Here is an 18216-nt window from a genome sequence, read left to right on the forward strand (position 1 = left end):
TGAAACATTTTCCGCAAGGGGTTTTTAATGCGTTTGGACAAATTGACCACCCGCTTCCAGGAAGCGCTGGCCGACGCGCAGAGCCTGGCGCTGGGCAACGACAATCCGTACATCGAACCCGTCCACCTGTTGCTGGCCATGCTGCGCCAGCCGGATGGGGCCACCAAGAACCTGCTGGCCCGTGCGGGCGTCAATACCGGCGCCCTCGACACGGCGCTGGACCGTGCCATCAAGCATCTGCCGCAGGTGCAGGGTGGCGAACAGGTGCAGGTCGGCCGTGATCTGGGCAACCTGCTGCAGCAAACCGAGAAGGAAGGCATCAAGCGCGGCGACCAGTTCATCGCCAGCGAGCTGTTCCTGCTGGCCGCGGCTGACGACAAGGGTGAGGCCGGGCGCATTGCGCGCGAGCACGGCCTGTCGCGCAAGCCGCTCGAAGCCGCCATCGACGCCGTGCGCGGCGGCCAGACCGTCGGCAGCGCCGAGGCCGAAAGCCAGCGCGAAGCGCTCAAGAAGTACACCATCGACCTGACCGAAATGGCCCGGATCGGCAAGCTGGACCCCGTCATCGGCCGCGATGATGAGATCCGCCGTGCCATCCAGATCCTGCAGCGCCGCACCAAGAACAACCCGGTGCTGATCGGCGAGCCGGGCGTGGGCAAGACGGCCATCGTCGAAGGCCTGGCGCAGCGCATCATCAACGGCGAGGTGCCTGAAAGCCTGAAGAACAAGCGCGTGCTGGTGCTTGACATGGCAGGCCTGCTGGCCGGTGCCAAGTACCGCGGCGAGTTCGAGGAACGCCTGAAGGCGGTGCTCAACGACATCGCCAAGGAAGAGGGCCAGACCATTCTCTTCATCGACGAAATCCACACCATGGTGGGCGCGGGCAAGGCCGAAGGCGCGATGGATGCCGGCAACATGCTCAAGCCGGCGCTTGCGCGCGGCGAGCTGCATTGCATCGGCGCGACCACGCTGGATGAATACCGCAAGTACATCGAGAAAGACGCCGCGCTGGAGCGCCGCTTCCAGAAGGTGCTCGTGGGCGAGCCGAGCGTGGAGGCCACCATCGCCATCCTGCGCGGCCTGCAGGAGAAGTACGAACTGCACCACGGCGTGGAGATCACCGACCCGGCGATCGTGGCCGCGGCTGAACTCAGCCACCGCTACATCACCGACCGCTTCCTGCCGGACAAGGCCATCGACCTGATCGACGAAGCTGCGGCGCGCATCAAGATGGAAATCGACTCGAAACCCGAGGCGATGGACAAGCTCGACCGCCGACTGATCCAGCTCAAGATCGAGCGCGAAGCCGTCAAGAAGGAAACCGACGAGGCATCGCAGAAGCGCCTGGAGCTGATCGAGCAGGAAATCGAGCGTCTGCAGAAGGAGTACGCCGATCTGGATGAAATCTGGAAGGCCGAGAAGGGCGCCGCGCAAGGTGCGGCTGCGCTCAAGGAAGAGATCGACAAGATCAAGCTGGAGATCACCAAGCTGCAGCGCGAAGGCAAGCTCGAGAAAGTGGCCGAACTGCAATACGGCAAGCTGCCCGAGCTGGAAGGCAAGCTGAAGGCCGCCACCGCCGCCGAGTCTGCCGGCCAGAAGCAGCCGAACAAGCTGCTGCGCACGCAGGTGGGTGCCGAAGAGATTGCCGAAGTCGTCAGCCGCGCCACGGGCATCCCCGTGGCAAAGATGATGACCGGCGAGCGCGAGAAGCTGCTGAAGATGGAAGACCGCCTGCACGAGCGCGTGGTCGGCCAGGACGAGGCCGTGCGTTTGGTGTCGGATGCCATCCGCCGTTCACGCGCCGGCATTGCGGACGAGAACAAGCCCTATGGCTCGTTCCTGTTCCTGGGTCCGACGGGCGTCGGCAAGACCGAGCTGTGCAAGGCGCTGGCCGGCTTCCTGTTCGATTCGGAAGAGCACCTCATCCGCATCGACATGAGCGAGTTCATGGAGAAGCATTCCGTGAGCCGCCTGATTGGCGCGCCGCCGGGCTATGTCGGCTACGAGGAAGGTGGTTACCTGACCGAAGCCGTGCGTCGCAAGCCGTACAGCGTGGTGCTGCTCGATGAAGTGGAGAAGGCGCACCCGGACGTCTTCAACGTGCTGCTGCAAGTGCTGGACGATGGTCGCCTGACCGACGGCCAGGGCCGCACGGTGGACTTCAAGAACACGGTGATCGTGATGACGTCGAACCTCGGCTCGCAGCTCATCCAGCAGATGGCGACCGAACCGGCGGACGTGATCAAGGGTGCCGTGTGGCAGGAAGTGAAGACGCATTTCCGCCCCGAGTTCCTGAACCGGATCGACGAGGTGGTGGTGTTCCACGCGCTGGACCAACGCAACATCGAATCGATCGCGCGGATCCAGCTCAAGCGCTTGTCGGCACGCCTGGCGCACATGGACCTGGCGCTGGAAATCAGCGACGAAGCGGTGGCCAAGCTGGCCTCTGCGGGTTACGACCCGGTGTTTGGGGCACGGCCGTTGAAGCGGGCGATCCAGCAGCAGATTGAGAATCCGGTGGCGCGGATGATCCTGGAGGGCAAGTTCGCGCCTAAGGATGTGGTGCCGGTGGATTATCGGGACGGGCAGTTCTCGTTTGAGAGGATTGTGCACTAAGGCTGTTGCTGGGCTTCAAAGAACCGCTCTGGTTTTTCCAGAGCGGTTTTTTTTTGTTCTGTTTTTTTTGTTGGTGGTGCATCTCTTGTTTCACCCCCTGCCGGGCCCGGAGGGTACGAGACAAGGGATGGACCATCATAGTTTTCCTTCAGCCACGAGCCTCACCGACCTATATGCAAAAAACGATGAACATTCCCTGAAACCATTCGTTCCCCGTACAAGACCCGCTCGGTAGTCTTGCTCCTATTCCAAATCCATCAGAGATCAGAAACGGAGCTGCAAGATGATTCGCAAGTTTGTTTTCAACACGCTTGTACGTGCTACAGCGGCTGCCATCGTGGCGGGGGGAACCGTGGGTGCGCATGCGGCGACGACACTGCTGAATGTGTCGTACGACCCGACGCGCGAGTTGTATAAGGAAATCAACACCGAATTCGCCAAGAAGTGGAAGGCCGAAACGGGTGAGGACATCACCCTGCGCGCTTCGCATGGCGGTTCGGGCAAGCAGGCGCGCTCCGTGATCGACGGGCTGGATGCCGATGTGGTGACGCTGGCGCTCGGCTATGACATCGACGCGATCGCCGAGAAAGGCCTGACCGGCAAGGACTGGCAGAAGCGCCTGCCGCACAACGCCTCGCCGTACACGTCGACCATCGTCTTCCTGGTGCGCAAGGGCAACCCGAAGGGCATCAAGGACTGGAATGACCTGGTCAAGCCGGGCATCGCCGTCATCACGCCCAACCCGAAGACCTCCGGTGGTGCACGCTGGAATTACCTGGCCGCCTGGGCCTATGCGCTGAAGCAGCCGGGCGGTTCGGATGCCACCGCCAAGGACTTTGTGCAGAAGCTCTACAAGAACGTGCCGGTGCTCGATTCGGGCGCGCGCGGTGCGACCACCACCTTTACCGAGCGTGGTATCGGCGATGTGCTGATCGCGTGGGAAGACGAGGCGCTGCTGGCGGCGCGCGTGGAAGGCAAGGACAAGTTTGACGTGGTGGTGCCGTCGATTTCCATCCTGGCCGAGCCGCCGGTGGCGGTGGTCGACAAGGTGGCCGACAAGAAGGGCACGCGCAAGGCCGCGGAGGCGTATCTCAAGTTCCTCTACACGCCGCAAGGGCAGGAGATCGGTGCGAAGAACTTCTATCGCCCGACCGATCCGGCCGTGGCCAAGAAGCACGAGAGCGAATTCCCGAAGGTGAAGCTCGTGACCATCGACGACACGTTCGGCGGCTGGCAGAAGGCGCAGAAGACGCACTTTGCCGACGGCGGGGAGTTTGACCAGCTCTATCAACCGGGCAAGTAAGCCCCACACGACGTAACGACATCGGGTGATCCGCATCATGCAAATCCTGACGATTTCCGGCAGCCCTTCGGCGCAATCGCGATCTGCGCGCCTGCTGGGCCACGTGCGTGCGCAGCTCGAACGCGCCGGCGAGCAGGCGGACCACCTGGACCTGCGCAGCCTTCCAGCCGACGCGCTGCTCGGCGCGCAGGTGTCCGACCCCGCCATCGCCGATGCGGTGGCGCGGGTGGAAGCGGCGGGCGTGGTGATTCTTGCCACGCCGGTCTACAAGGCGGCCTACAGCGGGCTGCTCAAGACGTTTCTCGATCTGCTGCCGCAGAGCGGGCTGCGCGACAAGGTCGTGCTGCCGATTGCCACTGGCGGCAGCCTGGCCCATACGCTGGCGATCGATTACGCGCTGCGCCCCGTGCTGACGGCGCTGGCGGCGCGCTCGATCCTGCCCGGCATCTTTGCAGTCGACTCGCAGATCGTCGTGGCGGATGACGGCGTGACCGTTGACCCATCGCTGCAGCAGCGCCTGGATGACGGCGTGGAGCGCGTGCATCAGGCACTGGCGCTGGCACGGCATCCGGCCGTGGCGCAGGTCATCGTTTCGAGCCGCAGCGCGGTGCGTGCCACGTTCCAGGCCGCCGACGAAGAACGAATGCGATGTCTGGCGTGATGCGCTGAACGCGCCGCCGTATACACACGCTCTCTGGATTTTTCCGTTGTTGTCACGCCGCGCGGCTGCCGCGCGCGAATCGTGTCGCCCATACACCCCGCATCGATCGAACTTGCCATGAAAACCAACTCGCCCCTGCGCAGGACTTTGACCATTGCCGCCACGTTGCTTGCAACGCTTGGCGTGCCCGCCGCATTTGCCAATAGCGATGCGCCGCCCCCGACCGCAGCCAAACAACTGCGCATCGGCTATCAGAAATACGGCACGCTGACGGTGCTCAAGGCACGCGGCACGTTGGAAAAGCGCCTTGCCGCTCAGGGCATCGAAGTGAAGTGGACCGAGTTTCCGGCAGGCCCGCAGTTGCTGGAAGGCCTGAACGTGGGCGCCATCGATTTCGGCACCACGGGTGAAGCACCGACAATCTTCGCGCTGGCTGCCGGGGCGCACCTCGTCTATGTCGGCAACCAGCCGCCCGCGCCGGCCGGCGAGGCGATCATCGTGCCGAAGACGTCGCCGCTCAAGAGCGTGGCCGATCTCAAGGGCAAGCGCGTTGCCTTCAACAAGGGCTCGAACGTGCATTACCTGCTGGTGAAGCTGCTGGAAAAGGCCAATGTGCCCTACAGCGATATCCAGCCCGTATACCTGACCCCCGCCGATGCGCGTGCCGCCTTCGAGCGCGGCGCCATCGACGCCTGGGTGATCTGGGATCCGTTCTTTGCCGCGGCCGAACAGCAGCTGGGCGCGCGCGTGCTGGCCGATGGCACGGGCGTGGTCAACAACTCGCAGTACTTCCTGGCATCGAAGGGCTATGCAGGCGCGCGGCCCGATGTGCTGAACATCGTGCTCGATGAGCTGAAGAAGACCGACACCTGGGCCGCTGCCAACCCGAAGGATGTGACAAACATTCTTGGCCCGCAGCTCGGCCTGGAGCCGGCCGTGGTGGCGCGTTCGGTGTCGCGCATTGCCTATGGCATCCAGCCCGTCGGGCCCGAGGCCCTGGCTGACCAGCAGCGCATTGCCGATACGTTCCACACGCTCAAGCTGATCCCGCGCCCCGTCAAGGTGGCCGACTCTGCGTGGCAGCCGACGACGCAGCAAGCCGCGCGCTGATCGCCATGATCGTCAACATCCAACGCCGCCGCCTGTTGAGCGCCACCGTGGCGGGCGCATCGCTGGCCACGCTCGGGCCGGTCGCACACGCCGCTAATGCCGCAACCGCCACCCCCGCGGCTGCCGGTCTGCCCAAGGTGACGCCGCCGGCGCAGCTGCGCATTGGTTTCCAGAAGAGCGCAGTCAACCTCGTCATCGTCAAAGAGAACCGGGCGCTGGAGCAGCGCTTTCCGGGCACCAAGATCAGCTGGCTGGAGTTTCCGGCCGGGCCGCAGCAGCTCGAAGCGTTGTCCGCGGGCAGTCTCGACCTCGCCATCACGGGAGATACGCCGCCGGTGTTCGCGCAGGCTGCCGGCAAGGACCTGCGCTACGTGGGCGTGGAGCCGCCCAAGCCGGACAGCTCCGCCATCCTCGTGCAGCAGGATTCGACGCTCAAGACGCTGGCCGACCTGAAGGGCAAGCGCGTGGCGCTGCAGAAGGGTTCGAGCGCGCATTTCCTGATCGTGCGGGGCCTGCAGAAGGGCGGGCTGAGCTTTGCCGACATCCAGCCCGTGTACCTGACGCCGGCTGATGCGCGCGCCGCCTTCGAGCGCGGCAGCGTCGACGCCTGGGGCATCTGGGATCCGTACTACGCCGCCACCGAACTCGCGATCAAGCCGCGCGTGCTGGCCACCGGGCGCACGCTGTCGTCCAACAACTCGTTCTATTTCGCGCCGACGGCCTTTACGGAAAAGCACGGCGACACCATCGCCGCCATCTTTGCGGAGCTCTCGCGCGCCGACCGCCTCGTGCAGGAGAACCGAAAGGAAGCCGCGCAGCGCATTGCGGACTTCTCCGGGCTGTCGCTGGCGACGGTGCATCTGTTCCTGTCGCGCCGGCCGCCTTCGCCCGTGCGGCCGGTCACGCCGGAAGCGGTTGCCGAGCAGCAGCGCGTGGCCGATGCGTTTCACGGGTTGGGGCTGATTCCGCGCCCGGTCAAGCCGATCGAACTGGTCTGGCACCCGACCCCGGCGCAACTGGCCATTGCCCGCGCTTGAGTTGTTGCGTTGATCTGAGAACAACACAGTCCAAGGAGCTGTCATGCAAGTTTTCTGGTTCATCCCGACGCACGGCGACAGCCGCTATCTCGGCACCGCCGAGGGCGCACGCCAAGTCGATCACACCTATCTGCAGCAGGTGGCCGTGGCCGCCGATACGCTCGGCTACGAGGGCGTGCTGATTCCCACCGGCCGCTCGTGCGAAGACCCGTGGGTCGTGGCCGCGAGCCTGATTCCGGTCACGAAGCGCCTGCGTTTCCTGGTGGCGGTGCGCCCCGGGTTGATGGCGCCCACGCTGGCTGCCCGCATGGCCGCCACGTACGACCGTCTGTCGAATGGCCGCTTGCTGGTGAACCTTGTCACGGGTGGCGATCCTGCAGAGCTGGCCGGCGATGGCCTGTTCCTGGATCACGCGCAACGCTACGAGGCCTCGGAAGAGTTCATCCGCATCTGGCGTGAAACGCTGGCGGCAAGCCACGAAGGTGCAGCGCTGGACTACACCGGCAAGCACCTCAGCGTGAAGGGCGCGAAGGTACTGTATCCGCCCGTGCAGCGGCCGCATCCGCCCGTGTATTTCGGTGGGTCGTCGGAAGCGGCGCACGAGCTGGCTGCGGAACAGGTCGACTCGTATCTCACCTGGGGCGAACCGCCTGCCGCCGTGGCCGAAAAGATTGCCGACGTGCGTGCGCGCGCTGCCAAGCATGGCCGCACCGTGCGCTTCGGTATCCGCCTGCACGTGATCGTGCGCGAGACGGAAGACGAAGCCTGGGCGGCCGCCGACAAGCTCATCAGCAAGCTCGACGACGACACCGTGGCCCGTGCGCAAGAGGCTTTCCGCAAGATGGATTCGGCCGGCCAGCAACGCATGGCCGCGCTGCATGCCAACGGCGTCAAGCGCACGCGCGCCGATCTGGAGATCAGCCCGAACCTGTGGGCCGGCGTGGGTCTGGTGCGCGGTGGTGCCGGCACGGCGCTCGTGGGCGATCCGCAAACCGTGGCCGCGCGCATGAAGGAATACGCCGATCTGGGGATCGATACGTTCGTGCTGTCCGGCTATCCGCATCTGGAAGAGGCCTATCGGTTTGCCGAACTGGTGTTCCCGCTGCTGCCGCGCTCGGTGCGCGACAAGCTGCCGGGCAACGTGCTGAACGGCCCGTTTGGCGAAGTGATCGCCACCGGTATCGTGCCGCGCGTGGCGGCAAGCTGAGCCGAAAGGAGCAGGGCAATGGCATCCCAATCCAAACCGAAACCGAAGGCAAACACCTTCCTGCGTACCGCCCGGCAACGATTGGCGCCGTGGATCGTGCCGCTTGTGCTGCTGGTGCTGTGGCAGGCCTCTGCCCAATGGGGCTGGCTGTCGAACCGCATCCTGCCGGCACCTCTGGACGTGGCGAAATCCGCCGTTGCGCTGGCGCGCTCTGGCGAGCTGTGGACCCACGTGGCCGTGAGCACCTGGCGCGCGCTGCTGGGCTTTGTAATCGGCGGCTCGCTGGGTCTGGCGCTGGGGCTGCTGACCGGCACCTTCCGCACAGCCGAGACGCTGCTCGACACCACGCTGCAGATGGTCCGCAACATCCCGGTGCTGGCGTTGATTCCGCTGGTGATCCTGTGGTTCGGCATCGATGAATCGGCCAAGCTGTTCCTGGTATCGCTGGGCGTGTTCTTCCCGATTTATCTGAACACGTATCACGGCATCCGCTCTGTCGACCCTGCCCTGGTGGAGATGGCCCGCAGCTACGGCCTGTCGCGTGCGCAGTTGTATCGGGAGGTGATCCTGCCCGGTGCGCTGCCGCAGATCCTGGTGGGCGTGCGTTTCTCGCTCGGCCTGATGTGGGTGACGCTGATCGTGGCGGAGACGGTGTCTGCGCAGGCCGGCATCGGCTACATGACGATGAATGCGCGCGAGTTCCTGCAGACCGATGTGGTGCTGCTGGGCATCCTGCTGTATGCGCTGCTCGGCAAGCTGGCGGATTGGTTGTCGCGCGGGCTGGAACGTTACTGGCTGCGCTGGCACCCTGGGTATCAAGCGGCGGCCTGAGGCTGAATTGGAGAGACGCATGCAAAGCAATGCCACTGAACACGCCGCGCTGGCCGGCACCGCCCTGCACATCGAACACGTCGTCAAACGCTACGGCGATCGTGAAGTGCTGCATGGCATCGATCTGGACATCACGCCGGGCGAGTTTGTCGTCATCGTTGGCCGCAGCGGCTGCGGCAAGAGCACGCTACTGCGATTGATTGCCGGGCTGGAAGGCATTGACGACGGCCACCTGCGTCGCGACGGTGAAGCAGAAGACGGCCTGCATGACGATGCCCGCGTGATGTTCCAGGACGCCCGTCTGTTGCCGTGGAAGAAGGTGCTCGACAACGTCGCGCTGGGCTTGCCGAAAACGCAGCGTGCGCAAGCCGCTGAAGTGCTTGCGCAAGTCGGACTGGCCGAGCGGGCAGGGGAATGGCCGGCACGCCTGTCAGGCGGACAGCGCCAGCGCGTGGCATTGGCGCGTGCGCTGGTGCATCGACCGCGCTTGCTGCTGCTGGATGAGCCGCTGGGCGCGCTTGATGCGCTCACCCGCATCGACATGCAGAACCTTATCGAAGGCCTGTGGCAGCGCCTGGGCTTTACGGCCGTGCTCGTCACGCACGACGTGGCCGAGGCGGTGGCGCTCGCCGACCGTGTGGTGCTGATCGAAGACGGCCGCATCACACTCGATGAACGCATTGATCTGCCGCGTCCGCGCCATCGTGGTTCGCCCGCGTTTGCGCGGCTGGAGGAATCCATCCTCAACCGTGTGATGCAGCGCAAGATCGATCCGAATGAAGTGACCGATGTGCGTTCGCACACGGCGTGGGCATCACCCTTTGACGTGTCCGCCACATCCGTGCGCTGGGCCGTGTAAGGCGCTGCAAACCTTTCTCCTGAAAACATTCATTGGCACGTAGTGCCGTTGTCATCTAAGAAGGATCATCATGAGCATCCAAGCGATTAACGTACGCAACCAGTTTCGCGGGCAGATCAAGGAGATCATCCGGGGCGACGTGCTCTCGGAGATCGACGTGGAGACGCCGGCCGGCATCGTCACCTCGGTCATCACCACGCGCTCGGTCGACAGCCTTGGCCTGAAGATCGGCAGCGAAGTGGTTGCGCTGGTGAAGGCGACTGAAGTATCGATCGCCAAACTGTAAGGATGGGGAGGAGACGGCGACCCAACAAGGAGCCTCACCCATGAGCCTGATGCACACCACAGCACTCGCACAATTTCTCGGCACGCTGCCGAGCGCCCCGACGCCGGACCGCCAGTTGTGGCGCGACGCCGCCGGCCGCGTGCAGGGCCAGTTCTTCCACTGCGCGCTGACCAGCCTGTTTGAACCGGTCTGGCAACTGGCTGCCGATGGCGCGCTGGCGCCCGCCGGCCACGAAGCGCTGATGCGCACGTGGACGCGCGACGGCGATCTGGGCCTGAACCCGTGGAAGGTGTTTTCGCTGGCGTCGGATGACGGCACGCTGGTCGAACTGGACCGCCTGTGCCGGCTGGTGCATACGCTCAACTATTTTTCCCGCACCGATGCGCGGCGGCTGGTCGTCAATGTGCATGGCCGGTTGCTGGCGGCGGTGGCGGCCGATCATGGCAAGGCGTTTCACCGTGCGGTGACGGCGCTTGGGCTGCATCCCGAGCAGTTCGTCATCCAGGTGCCGTCCACGGCCAATGACGATCTGGGGCTGCTGCTGTTCGTGGTGGACAACTATCGGCGCAACGGTTTTGCTGTGGCGGTGCAGGCATCGGACCCGGCGGAAGCCGGCGCGCTGCTCGTGCATGCCCGGCCCGCCTATCTGAAGCTCGATGCACGGCGCGACTGGCGTACACGAAACGTGGTGTCGCTGGCCGATTCCGCACGGGAGTTGGGCGTGACGCTGGCCTTGCGGCGGTGCGAACGCCCGAGCGACCTGGAGCTGGCCCGCGCTGCCGGTATCGCCTATGTGCAGGGCAGCATCCTGCCCGGCGCGGAGCCCGAGCCGGACGCTGTGCCCACGCCACTGGTGGTACCGATGGCGCAGGCGCCGCTGGTGCAACAGCAGCAGTGCGCCGCCGGCCTTTCTCTGACGCAATGAGCACGACCCCATGGCACGCAGCGCACCCGCAACCGCATCGGACGCACCCGCCTGGCAGTGGCCGGCAGACGCCGTCATCCTGACCGTTCCCGGCTTGCATGGCAGCGGCCCTGGCCACTGGCAGACGCGCTGGGAGCAGCGCTTTCCGGCGTGGCGGCGCGTGGTGCAGACGGATTGGTCAACGCCGGACCTGCCACGCTGGTCTGCCCGTGTGGGCGAAGCGGTGCATGCGGCGGTTGCCGAGCGTGCGCCAACCCGCAGCAGGCGCCCTGTGATTCTGGTGGCGCATAGCTTCGGCTGCCTGGCGTCGCTGCACTGGGCGGCTCAGACCAAGGAGGCCGTGGCTGCGGTGCTGCTCGTCGCGCCGGCCGATCCGGACAAATTCGGTGTGCGGGATCTGCTCCCGGCGCGCGCCTTGCCGTTCCCGGCCACGCTGGTCGCCAGTCGCAACGACCCCTGGATGCCGCAAGGCAACGCCATCGACTGGAGCGCGCGCTGGGGCGCCGAATTCATTGACGCAGGCGAGGCGGGCCATATCAACGCCGATTCCAACCTCGGCGAATGGGAAGCCGGCCTGGTCTTGCTCGACCGCCTGATCGGCCGCGCAAGTGCGCAAGACACCACGCGCGATGGCGCCGACTGGCAGGCGCAGTGGGATGTCTTACCGAGCACCCCTTATATCTAAAACGATGATGCACATGCGCAAATATTCGTTTTCGTCATAAGAACAGTCCGCCACAATTGGTTCATCTGCATATCGGCCGCAGTGTTTTGCTCTGCGGCCATTTTTATCGGTGCGCTGATGAGCCTGCCTTCCGCGTTTTTTTCGTCCAAGCGGCGTAAGCCCGCCAACGTGCTGCCCGGCTTCGGGCTGGCGCTGGGCTTTTCGCTTCTGTACCTCGCGCTGATCGTCCTGATCCCGCTGTCGGCAACCGTCCTCAAGACGTTCACCATGACGTGGGATGCGTTCTGGACCACCGTCACCGCGCCGCGCGTGGTGGCGTCGTACAAGCTGACCTTTGGCGCCTCGCTGATCGCTGCGGTGATCAACCTCGTGTTCGGGCTGATCGTGGCGTGGGTGCTGGTGCGCTATCGCTTTCCGGGCAAGCGGTTGATCGACGCGCTGGTGGATCTGCCTTTTGCGCTGCCGACGGCCGTGGCTGGTATCGCGCTCACCGCGTTGTATGCGCCGAATGGCTGGATCGGCTCGCGGCTGGAGCCGCTGGGGCTGAAGGTGGCGTTCACGCCGCTGGGCATCGTGGTGGCGCTCACGTTCATCGGCTTGCCGTTTGTCGTGCGCACGGTGCAGCCGGTGCTGGAAGATCTGGAGACCGAACTGGAAGAGGCGGCTGCCAGCCTGGGTGCCACGCGCTGGCAGACCTTCATTCGCGTGATCCTGCCGACCTTGCTGCCTGCATTGCTGACCGGTTTCGCGCTGGCGTTTGCGCGGGCCACGGGCGAGTACGGCTCGGTCATCTTCATCGCCGGCAACATGCCGATGGTCTCCGAGATCACGCCGCTGATGATCTATTCCAAGCTGGAGCAGTTCGACTACGCGGGCGCCACGGCCATTGCCGTCGTCATGCTCGGCATCTCGTTCACGCTGTTGCTGGTGATCAACCTGCTGCAGGCCTGGACGCGCCGCCGCGGCAATCGCAACGACACCATCGAGCGCGCCCCTGAACCTTCGACCGCCCACGCGGCAGCTGGAGCCTGACATGGCCGGTACTGTTTCCCGTCAACTTGGTCAGGCGCCCGCTGTTGGCCGCCGTGGGGCCACCGCAGAATCCGCTTGGGTGCGCGCCACGCTGATCCTCATATCGTTCGTGTTCCTGGCGCTGTTCCTGTTCGTGCCGCTGGCGAGCGTGTTCTACGAGGCGTTCAAGAAAGGCATCGACGTCTACCTTGAAGCGCTGATCGAGCCCGATGCGCTGTCCGCGATTTACCTGACACTGACGGTCGCGGCGATTGCGGTGCCGCTGAACGTGGTGTTTGGCGTAGCCGCGGCGTGGGCGATCGCCAAGTTCGAGTTTCGCGGCAAGAACCTGCTGCTCACGCTGATCGACTTGCCGTTCTCGGTATCGCCCGTCATTGCCGGCCTGATCTACGTGCTGCTGTTCGGCGCGCAGGGCTGGTTCGGGCCTTACCTGTCCGACCACGACTTCAAGGTCATCTTTGCTGTGCCGGGCATCGTGCTGGCCACGGTGTTCGTCACGTTTCCGTTTGTGGCGCGCGAGCTGATTCCGCTCATGCAGGCGCAGGGCAGCGAAGAGGAAGAGGCCGCCATCGTGCTCGGCGCCTCGGGCTGGCAGACGTTCTTTCGCGTGACGCTGCCGAACATCAAGTGGGGCCTGTTGTACGGCGTGATCCTCTGCAACGCGCGGGCGATGGGCGAGTTTGGCGCGGTGTCGGTGGTGTCTGGCCACATTCGCGGGCTGACCAACACGATGCCGCTGCACGTGGAAATTCTCTACAACGAATACAACTTTGCGGCCGCGTTTGCCGTGGCGTCGTTGCTGACGTTGCTGGCGCTTGTGACGCTGGCACTGAAGACGCTGGTCGAATGGCGCAGCCGCCGCGAGCTGGCAGACGCAGATGCCGGCGTGGGCGAGGGGCCGGGCCAGCGCGTTACGCAACAAACACCGATTTCGAATTCGCACGTCGCCGTGCAATCTCCGCTCGAAGGGAGCGCAGCATGAGCATCCAGGTTCAACACATCACCAAGCGCTTTGGCAACTTCGTTGCCCTCGACGATGTTTCGCTCGACTTCAAGCAGGGCGAACTGACCGCGCTGCTGGGCCCGTCGGGCTGCGGCAAGACCACGCTGCTGCGCATCATTGCGGGGCTGGAGCATGCGGATTCGGGCAGCATTCATCTGAACGGCGAAGACGCATCGGACCAGCATGTGCGCGAGCGCCAGGTCGGCTTCGTGTTCCAGCATTACGCGCTGTTCAAGCACATGACGGTGTTCGAGAACGTGGCCTTCGGCCTGCGTGTGAAACCGCGTGCGCAGCGGCCGAGCGAAGCGCAGATCCGAGCGAAGGTGAAGGAACTGCTGGAACTCGTGCAGCTGGATTGGCTGGCCGATCGTTACCCGCCGCAACTGTCGGGCGGACAGCGCCAGCGGATTGCCCTGGCGCGTGCGCTGGCGGTGGAACCTCGCGTGCTGCTGCTCGACGAGCCTTTCGGCGCGCTCGATGCGAAAGTCCGCAAGGAACTGCGCCGGTGGCTGCGCCGCCTGCACGACGATCTGCATGTCACGAGCTTGTTCGTCACGCACGACCAGGAGGAAGCGCTGGAAGTGGCCGACAACGTGGTGCTGATGAACCGTGGCCAGGTGGAGCAGGTGGGCAGCCCCGGCGCCGTCTACAACACCCCGGCCACGCCGTTCGTCTACGGCTTCCTCGGCAACGTCAATCTGTTCCACGGCCGCCTGGAAGAAGGCGAGAGCGGCAGCGTGCTGCACGTGGGCGATTCGGCCATCGCCGTGCCGTCAGGCGGTGTTGATTCGTCCCGCGCCGATCAGGCGGTGGCCTTCGTGCGCCCGCACGAGATCGACCTGGAGCGCTATGCGCCGGGCGCCGAGGGCATTCCCGTGACGCTGCGCCGTGCGCTCACGCTGGGCGCCATCGCGCAGCTTGAGCTGGAGCGCGAAGATACCGACGACATCATCGAAGTCTCCCTGCCCATCGAGCGCTTCCGCGCCGAGGGCTTCCGTGAAGGCGAAACGCTGGTGGTGCGCCCGCGCGCGATCCGCGTGTTCGCGCAAGGCAATGCACGGCCCGTCGCGCAAGCCGCCGTGTAACACGCCGCTCCGACGACAACCAATACGAGAGGACACGAGCATGAACTTCCAACAACTGCGTTCCATCCGTGAGGCGGTGCGCCGCCAGTTCAACCTGACTGAAGTCGCCAACGCGCTGTACACGTCGCAGCCCGGCGTGTCGCGCCAGATTCGCGAGCTGGAGGATGAACTGGGCGTGGAGATTTTCGAGCGCTATGGCAAGCGCCTGACGGGCCTGACCGAGCCGGGCCGCGAGATCGTCCGCATTGTCGAGCGGTTGTTGCTGGAAGCGGAAAACCTGCGCCAGGCCGGCGAGGAATTCTCGGGCCGACAATCCGGCCGCCTGACCGTGGCGACGACGCACACGCAAGCGCGCTATGCGCTGCCCAAGGTGGTGCAGTCGTTCCGCAAGGAGTATCCGCACGTCACGCTGGCGCTGCAGGAAGCGTCGCCTTCGCACATCGTCGAGCTGTTGCTGACAGGGCAGGCCGATATCGGCATCGCCACCGAGGCGGTGGCCAACGAGCCGGGGCTGACGTCGTTCGAGGCGTACCGCTGGCGCCACGTGCTGGTGGTCAGCCCGGACCATCCGCTGACCAAGAACCCGCTTCCCACGCTCGAAGACGTGGCGCAGTATCCGCTCATCACGTACGACGCGGGCTTCACGGGCCGACGCAACATCGACGCGGCATTTGGCAGCGCCGGCCTGCATCCCGAGATCGTGCTGACCGCCATGGACGCCGACGTGATCAAGACCTATGTGGCGCTGGACGTGGGCGTGGGCATCATCGCGTCGATGGCGTATGACGGGCGCAAGGACGACAACCTTGTCTGCATCGGCGCGGACCATCTGTTCGAGCCGAATACCACGCGTGTGGCGGTGCGCCGTGGCGCGTACCTGCGTGGCTATGCGCATGATTTCATCGGGATGTTCGCGCCGCATCTGTCGCGCGAAACGGTTGCCGAGGCGGTGGCTTCCACGGTGGTGACGCAATCCGCGCGGGAGGCGCTGGCGGCGTAATCGTCCCGCGCTCGGAGCCGGCTGCGCGCCGTTCATCCGTCCAATCGCACCATTCGTCGCATACGCATGGCGCCTGCCCAGGCGCCATTCCTATACTGCGGACATCCTCGGCTCCACAAGAGACCGCCATGTCCGCCGTGCCCTACACCCAAACTTCCGCAACCGTCGAGTCTGACGACGCTCTGCTGCGCCGCGCGCGCCACCGCGCGGGCGCGCGCCTGGGGTTCCGCATTCACCTGATGTCATTCATGGCTGTGAGCGCCGGGCTGGCGGCGATTGCGCTGTCGCGCGGCCAGCTCTGGTTTGTCTGGCCACTGTTGGGTTGGGGGTTGGGCCTGGCCGCGCACGGCCTCAGCCTGGCCTGGAGCCGGGGCAACGGCTACCAGCGCATGGTCGACCAGGAACTCGCCCGTTTGCGCGAGCAGGCCGCCCGCCGGTGATGCGGGAAACCCCAAGCTTCAACGCCGGAGAACCGTCCGGTAAGATCGCCAGCATGTTCGCCAATGTGTCGTTCCCTTCGCTTGCAGACTGCATGCGCCTGGCCCGGCGCTGGGTGATCCGCTATACCGTCATCATCGTCATCAATACGGTGATTGCGGCGGTGCTGGCGTTCGGCATCCGGCCGGAAGAGACCTTCTGGAAAGACTTCATCTTCAGCCAGGCAATTGGGCTGTCGATGTTTTCGTTGATCGGCATCCCGCGTCACGTGCTCTGGGGCGACGGCCCGCCCAACAAGAAAATGTTTCCGTGGATCATCGTGGGCGCAGTGCTGATCGGCGTGCCGCTGGGGCAGTGGATCGCGCGGACGATCCTGTGCCTGAACAACCCTAACGCGGAACCCTGGCGAGCCGACAGCCTGCGCATGAGTTTCATCATCGCCATGCTGGCCGCGCTGGGCGCAACGTATTACTACTGGTCGCGCGGCAAGCTGGCCGCATTGCAGCGCCAGGCTGCGCTCGATGCGCTGGAGCGGGAAGAAGCCGAGAAGCAGGTCGTACGTGCGCAACTGATGGCGCTGCAGGCGCAGATCGAGCCGCACTTCCTGTTCAACTCGCTGGCCCACGTCGATGTGCTGATCGCCCGGGACCCGGCTGCGGCGCGGCGTCTGCTGCAGCATTTGATCGGCTTTCTGCGCAGCTCGCTCTCGCACGCACGCGCCGAGCAGTGCACGCTCGCGCAGGAATTTGCCCTGCTGCGCGCGTATCTCGACATCCAGGCGCTGCGCTTCGGCAATCGCCTGCGTTTCTCCTTGGCGCTGAACGACGCCATCGCCAACATCGTCATCCCGCCGATGCTGATTCAGCCGCTGGTGGAAAACGCCGTGGTGCACGGTATCGAGCCCGCACGCGAGGGCGGCGAGATCGCCTTGTCTGCGCGCCTGGCGGCCAGCAGCGAGGGCGAGCGGCTCGTGCTGGAAGTGCGCGATACGGGTGTCGGTTTCGGCAATGACGGCGCCAAGGGATCGGGGCTGGGGCTCACGCACGTGCGTGAACGCCTGTCGCGCTTGTTTGATGGCGATGCACGCCTGACGATCACGGAGACCGTTCCGCACGGCGTGACGATCATCGTCGAACTGCCGCTGGTGCACGAAACGGCGCCCGTACCGTCTCAAGCCGACGCGCCGGAATGGCGCTGCCGCTTTTCGCGCTCCGCGGCCAACGCCACTGCCACCGATGCACTGTCTTCGCGCGTATCCGCCGGAACCTGATCGATGCCTGCTTCCCCACGCTTGCTGATTGCCGACGACGAACCGGCACTGGCTGAGAACCTCGTCGCTGAACTGGCGGCGCTATGGCCCGAGGCCACGTTGCTGCCGGCCGTGCACGATGGGCAATCCGCGCTCGACGTGGTTGACGACGCGGCCGACGGGCAGGCGCCCGATGTGGTCTTTCTCGACATCCGCATGCCGGGGTTGTCGGGCATTGACGTGGCGCGCGAGCTGTCGGATCGGGAAGACCGTCCGCTGGTGGTGTTCGTGACCGCGTATGACCAGTTCGCGCTCGATGCCTTCGAGCAGGCCGCGGTCGACTACGTGCTCAAGCCCGTGCAGACCGAGCGCCTGGCCGAGACCATCAAGCGGCTGAAGGACCGGCTCGGCACGCGCCCGAACGGCAACGCCAGCGCCGCTGCCACGGACCCCGCGCAGACGCTGGCGGAACTCGTCGAGCGTCTTGCCGGCCTGCAGGGCGCTGCGCAAACGCGTGCCACGCCGCAGGGCGGCTATCTGCGCTTTATCAAGGCGCTGGTCGGGCAGGAGGTGCGCTTCATCCCCGTGGATGACGTGATCTATCTGGAAGCGACCGACAAGTACGTCAACGTGGTTTCGGCCAGCGGAGAATCCCTCATCCGCACCAGCCTGCGTGACCTGCTGACCCAGCTCGACCCCGAGCACTTCTGGCAGGTGCATCGCGGTACGGTGGTCAACGTGGCGCATGTGTCGAGCGCGGTGCATCTGTCGCTGGGCCGCCTGGGGCTGAAAATCCGCGGGCGCACCGAGACGCTGCCCGTCGCGCGGCAATACGCACATTTGTTCCGCCAGATGTAGTCGCCACGGCGGCGCGTTCCGCTATGATCCA

Annotated in this window: 18 protein-coding genes; all 18 read left to right on the forward strand. The window is 65.1% G+C overall.

Annotated elements, in window-relative coordinates; translation table 11 throughout:
- Positions 1 to 27 precede the first annotated feature (27 nt).
- Positions 28 to 2616 carry an ATP-dependent chaperone ClpB gene (gene clpB / locus BEK68_RS05610; RefSeq protein WP_012435412.1) on the forward strand — a complete coding sequence of 863 codons (2589 nt, stop codon included), beginning with the start codon at positions 28 to 30 and terminating at the stop codon, positions 2614 to 2616.
- Positions 2617 to 2899: 283 nt separating this feature from the next.
- A complete protein-coding gene (locus BEK68_RS05615; RefSeq protein WP_012435413.1) occupies positions 2900 to 3919 on the forward strand; it encodes a sulfate ABC transporter substrate-binding protein in 1020 nt (339 codons plus the stop codon).
- A 37-nt stretch (positions 3920 to 3956) separates the two neighbouring features.
- Positions 3957 to 4580: an NADPH-dependent FMN reductase gene (ssuE, locus tag BEK68_RS05620; RefSeq protein WP_004626546.1), complete on the forward strand. Its 624-nt coding sequence runs from the start codon at positions 3957 to 3959 to the stop codon at positions 4578 to 4580.
- 117 nt (positions 4581 to 4697) lie between these two features.
- Positions 4698 to 5690, forward strand: a complete 993-nt coding sequence (locus BEK68_RS05625; protein WP_065851590.1) for a sulfonate ABC transporter substrate-binding protein — start codon at positions 4698 to 4700, stop codon at positions 5688 to 5690.
- A 5-nt stretch (positions 5691 to 5695) separates the two neighbouring features.
- A complete protein-coding gene (locus BEK68_RS05630; protein ID WP_012435415.1) occupies positions 5696 to 6727 on the forward strand; it encodes an aliphatic sulfonate ABC transporter substrate-binding protein in 1032 nt (343 codons plus the stop codon).
- Between the two features lie 43 nt (positions 6728 to 6770).
- Positions 6771 to 7934 carry an FMNH2-dependent alkanesulfonate monooxygenase gene (gene ssuD / locus BEK68_RS05635; protein ID WP_012435416.1) on the forward strand — a complete coding sequence of 388 codons (1164 nt, stop codon included), beginning with the start codon at positions 6771 to 6773 and terminating at the stop codon, positions 7932 to 7934.
- A gap of 18 nt (positions 7935 to 7952) precedes the next feature.
- Positions 7953 to 8765, forward strand: coding sequence for an aliphatic sulfonate ABC transporter permease SsuC (gene ssuC, locus BEK68_RS05640; protein ID WP_012435417.1), 813 nt, complete (start codon positions 7953 to 7955; stop codon positions 8763 to 8765).
- Between the two features lie 19 nt (positions 8766 to 8784).
- Positions 8785 to 9624, forward strand: a complete 840-nt coding sequence (locus BEK68_RS05645) for an ATP-binding cassette domain-containing protein (RefSeq protein WP_004626557.1) — start codon at positions 8785 to 8787, stop codon at positions 9622 to 9624.
- 70 nt (positions 9625 to 9694) lie between these two features.
- On the forward strand, positions 9695 to 9910 hold the full coding sequence (locus BEK68_RS05650; protein ID WP_004626558.1) for a TOBE domain-containing protein: 216 nt from the start codon (positions 9695 to 9697) through the stop codon (positions 9908 to 9910).
- A 40-nt stretch (positions 9911 to 9950) separates the two neighbouring features.
- Positions 9951 to 10835 carry an EAL domain-containing protein gene (locus BEK68_RS05655; protein WP_004626559.1) on the forward strand — a complete coding sequence of 295 codons (885 nt, stop codon included), beginning with the start codon at positions 9951 to 9953 and terminating at the stop codon, positions 10833 to 10835.
- Between the two features lie 10 nt (positions 10836 to 10845).
- Positions 10846 to 11520, forward strand: coding sequence for an RBBP9/YdeN family alpha/beta hydrolase (locus tag BEK68_RS05660; RefSeq protein WP_004626560.1), 675 nt, complete (start codon positions 10846 to 10848; stop codon positions 11518 to 11520).
- Positions 11521 to 11637: 117 nt separating this feature from the next.
- Positions 11638 to 12552: a sulfate ABC transporter permease subunit CysT gene (cysT, locus tag BEK68_RS05665; RefSeq protein ID WP_004626561.1), complete on the forward strand. Its 915-nt coding sequence runs from the start codon at positions 11638 to 11640 to the stop codon at positions 12550 to 12552.
- Between the two features lies 1 nt (position 12553).
- The gene (cysW, locus tag BEK68_RS05670; RefSeq protein ID WP_012435418.1) at positions 12554 to 13534 is read left to right on the forward strand and encodes a sulfate ABC transporter permease subunit CysW; all 981 of its coding nucleotides are present in this window, start codon (positions 12554 to 12556) and stop codon (positions 13532 to 13534) included.
- The gene (locus tag BEK68_RS05675) at positions 13531 to 14640 is read left to right on the forward strand and encodes a sulfate/molybdate ABC transporter ATP-binding protein (RefSeq protein ID WP_012435419.1); all 1110 of its coding nucleotides are present in this window, start codon (positions 13531 to 13533) and stop codon (positions 14638 to 14640) included. Before cysW ends, BEK68_RS05675 begins: the two co-directional genes overlap by 4 nt.
- Before the next feature lie 40 nt (positions 14641 to 14680).
- A complete protein-coding gene (locus BEK68_RS05680) occupies positions 14681 to 15640 on the forward strand; it encodes a CysB family HTH-type transcriptional regulator (RefSeq protein WP_004626564.1) in 960 nt (319 codons plus the stop codon).
- Positions 15641 to 15768: 128 nt separating this feature from the next.
- The gene (locus BEK68_RS05685) at positions 15769 to 16080 is read left to right on the forward strand and encodes a 2TM domain-containing protein (RefSeq protein ID WP_004626565.1); all 312 of its coding nucleotides are present in this window, start codon (positions 15769 to 15771) and stop codon (positions 16078 to 16080) included.
- Positions 16080 to 17348, forward strand: a complete 1269-nt coding sequence (locus BEK68_RS05690; protein ID WP_012435420.1) for a sensor histidine kinase — start codon at positions 16080 to 16082, stop codon at positions 17346 to 17348. Before BEK68_RS05685 ends, BEK68_RS05690 begins: the two co-directional genes overlap by 1 nt.
- Positions 17349 to 17351: 3 nt before the next feature.
- Complete coding sequence (locus BEK68_RS05695; RefSeq protein ID WP_012435421.1) at positions 17352 to 18185, forward strand: LytR/AlgR family response regulator transcription factor; 834 nt, start codon at positions 17352 to 17354, stop codon at positions 18183 to 18185.
- Positions 18186 to 18216 lie beyond the last annotated feature (31 nt).

This window comes from Ralstonia pickettii (genome assembly GCF_001699815.1).
GTDB classification, from domain to species: domain Bacteria; phylum Pseudomonadota; class Gammaproteobacteria; order Burkholderiales; family Burkholderiaceae; genus Ralstonia; species Ralstonia thomasii.

Excerpts from the sequence above, each read along its gene's own strand:
- ssuE (WP_004626546.1), top strand. The coding sequence starts at position 3,957 with ATGCAAATCCTGACGATTTCCGGCAGCCCTTCGGCGCAATCGCGATCT.
- BEK68_RS05630 (WP_012435415.1), top strand. The coding sequence starts at position 5,696 with ATGATCGTCAACATCCAACGCCGCCGCCTGTTGAGCGCCACCGTGGCG.
- BEK68_RS05650 (WP_004626558.1), top strand. The coding sequence starts at position 9,695 with ATGAGCATCCAAGCGATTAACGTACGCAACCAGTTTCGCGGGCAGATC.
- cysT (WP_004626561.1), top strand. The coding sequence starts at position 11,638 with ATGAGCCTGCCTTCCGCGTTTTTTTCGTCCAAGCGGCGTAAGCCCGCC.
- BEK68_RS05675 (WP_012435419.1), top strand. The coding sequence starts at position 13,531 with ATGAGCATCCAGGTTCAACACATCACCAAGCGCTTTGGCAACTTCGTT.
- BEK68_RS05615 (WP_012435413.1), top strand. The coding sequence starts at position 2,900 with ATGATTCGCAAGTTTGTTTTCAACACGCTTGTACGTGCTACAGCGGCT.
- BEK68_RS05655 (WP_004626559.1), top strand. The coding sequence starts at position 9,951 with ATGAGCCTGATGCACACCACAGCACTCGCACAATTTCTCGGCACGCTG.
- BEK68_RS05625 (WP_065851590.1), top strand. The coding sequence starts at position 4,698 with ATGAAAACCAACTCGCCCCTGCGCAGGACTTTGACCATTGCCGCCACG.
- ssuC (WP_012435417.1), top strand. The coding sequence starts at position 7,953 with ATGGCATCCCAATCCAAACCGAAACCGAAGGCAAACACCTTCCTGCGT.
- BEK68_RS05660 (WP_004626560.1), top strand. The coding sequence starts at position 10,846 with ATGGCACGCAGCGCACCCGCAACCGCATCGGACGCACCCGCCTGGCAG.
- cysW (WP_012435418.1), top strand. The coding sequence starts at position 12,554 with ATGGCCGGTACTGTTTCCCGTCAACTTGGTCAGGCGCCCGCTGTTGGC.
- BEK68_RS05645 (WP_004626557.1), top strand. The coding sequence starts at position 8,785 with ATGCAAAGCAATGCCACTGAACACGCCGCGCTGGCCGGCACCGCCCTG.
- BEK68_RS05690 (WP_012435420.1), top strand. The coding sequence starts at position 16,080 with ATGCGGGAAACCCCAAGCTTCAACGCCGGAGAACCGTCCGGTAAGATC.
- BEK68_RS05680 (WP_004626564.1), top strand. The coding sequence starts at position 14,681 with ATGAACTTCCAACAACTGCGTTCCATCCGTGAGGCGGTGCGCCGCCAG.
- ssuD (WP_012435416.1), top strand. The coding sequence starts at position 6,771 with ATGCAAGTTTTCTGGTTCATCCCGACGCACGGCGACAGCCGCTATCTC.
- clpB (WP_012435412.1), top strand. The coding sequence starts at position 28 with ATGCGTTTGGACAAATTGACCACCCGCTTCCAGGAAGCGCTGGCCGAC.
- BEK68_RS05695 (WP_012435421.1), top strand. The coding sequence starts at position 17,352 with ATGCCTGCTTCCCCACGCTTGCTGATTGCCGACGACGAACCGGCACTG.
- BEK68_RS05685 (WP_004626565.1), top strand. The coding sequence starts at position 15,769 with ATGTCCGCCGTGCCCTACACCCAAACTTCCGCAACCGTCGAGTCTGAC.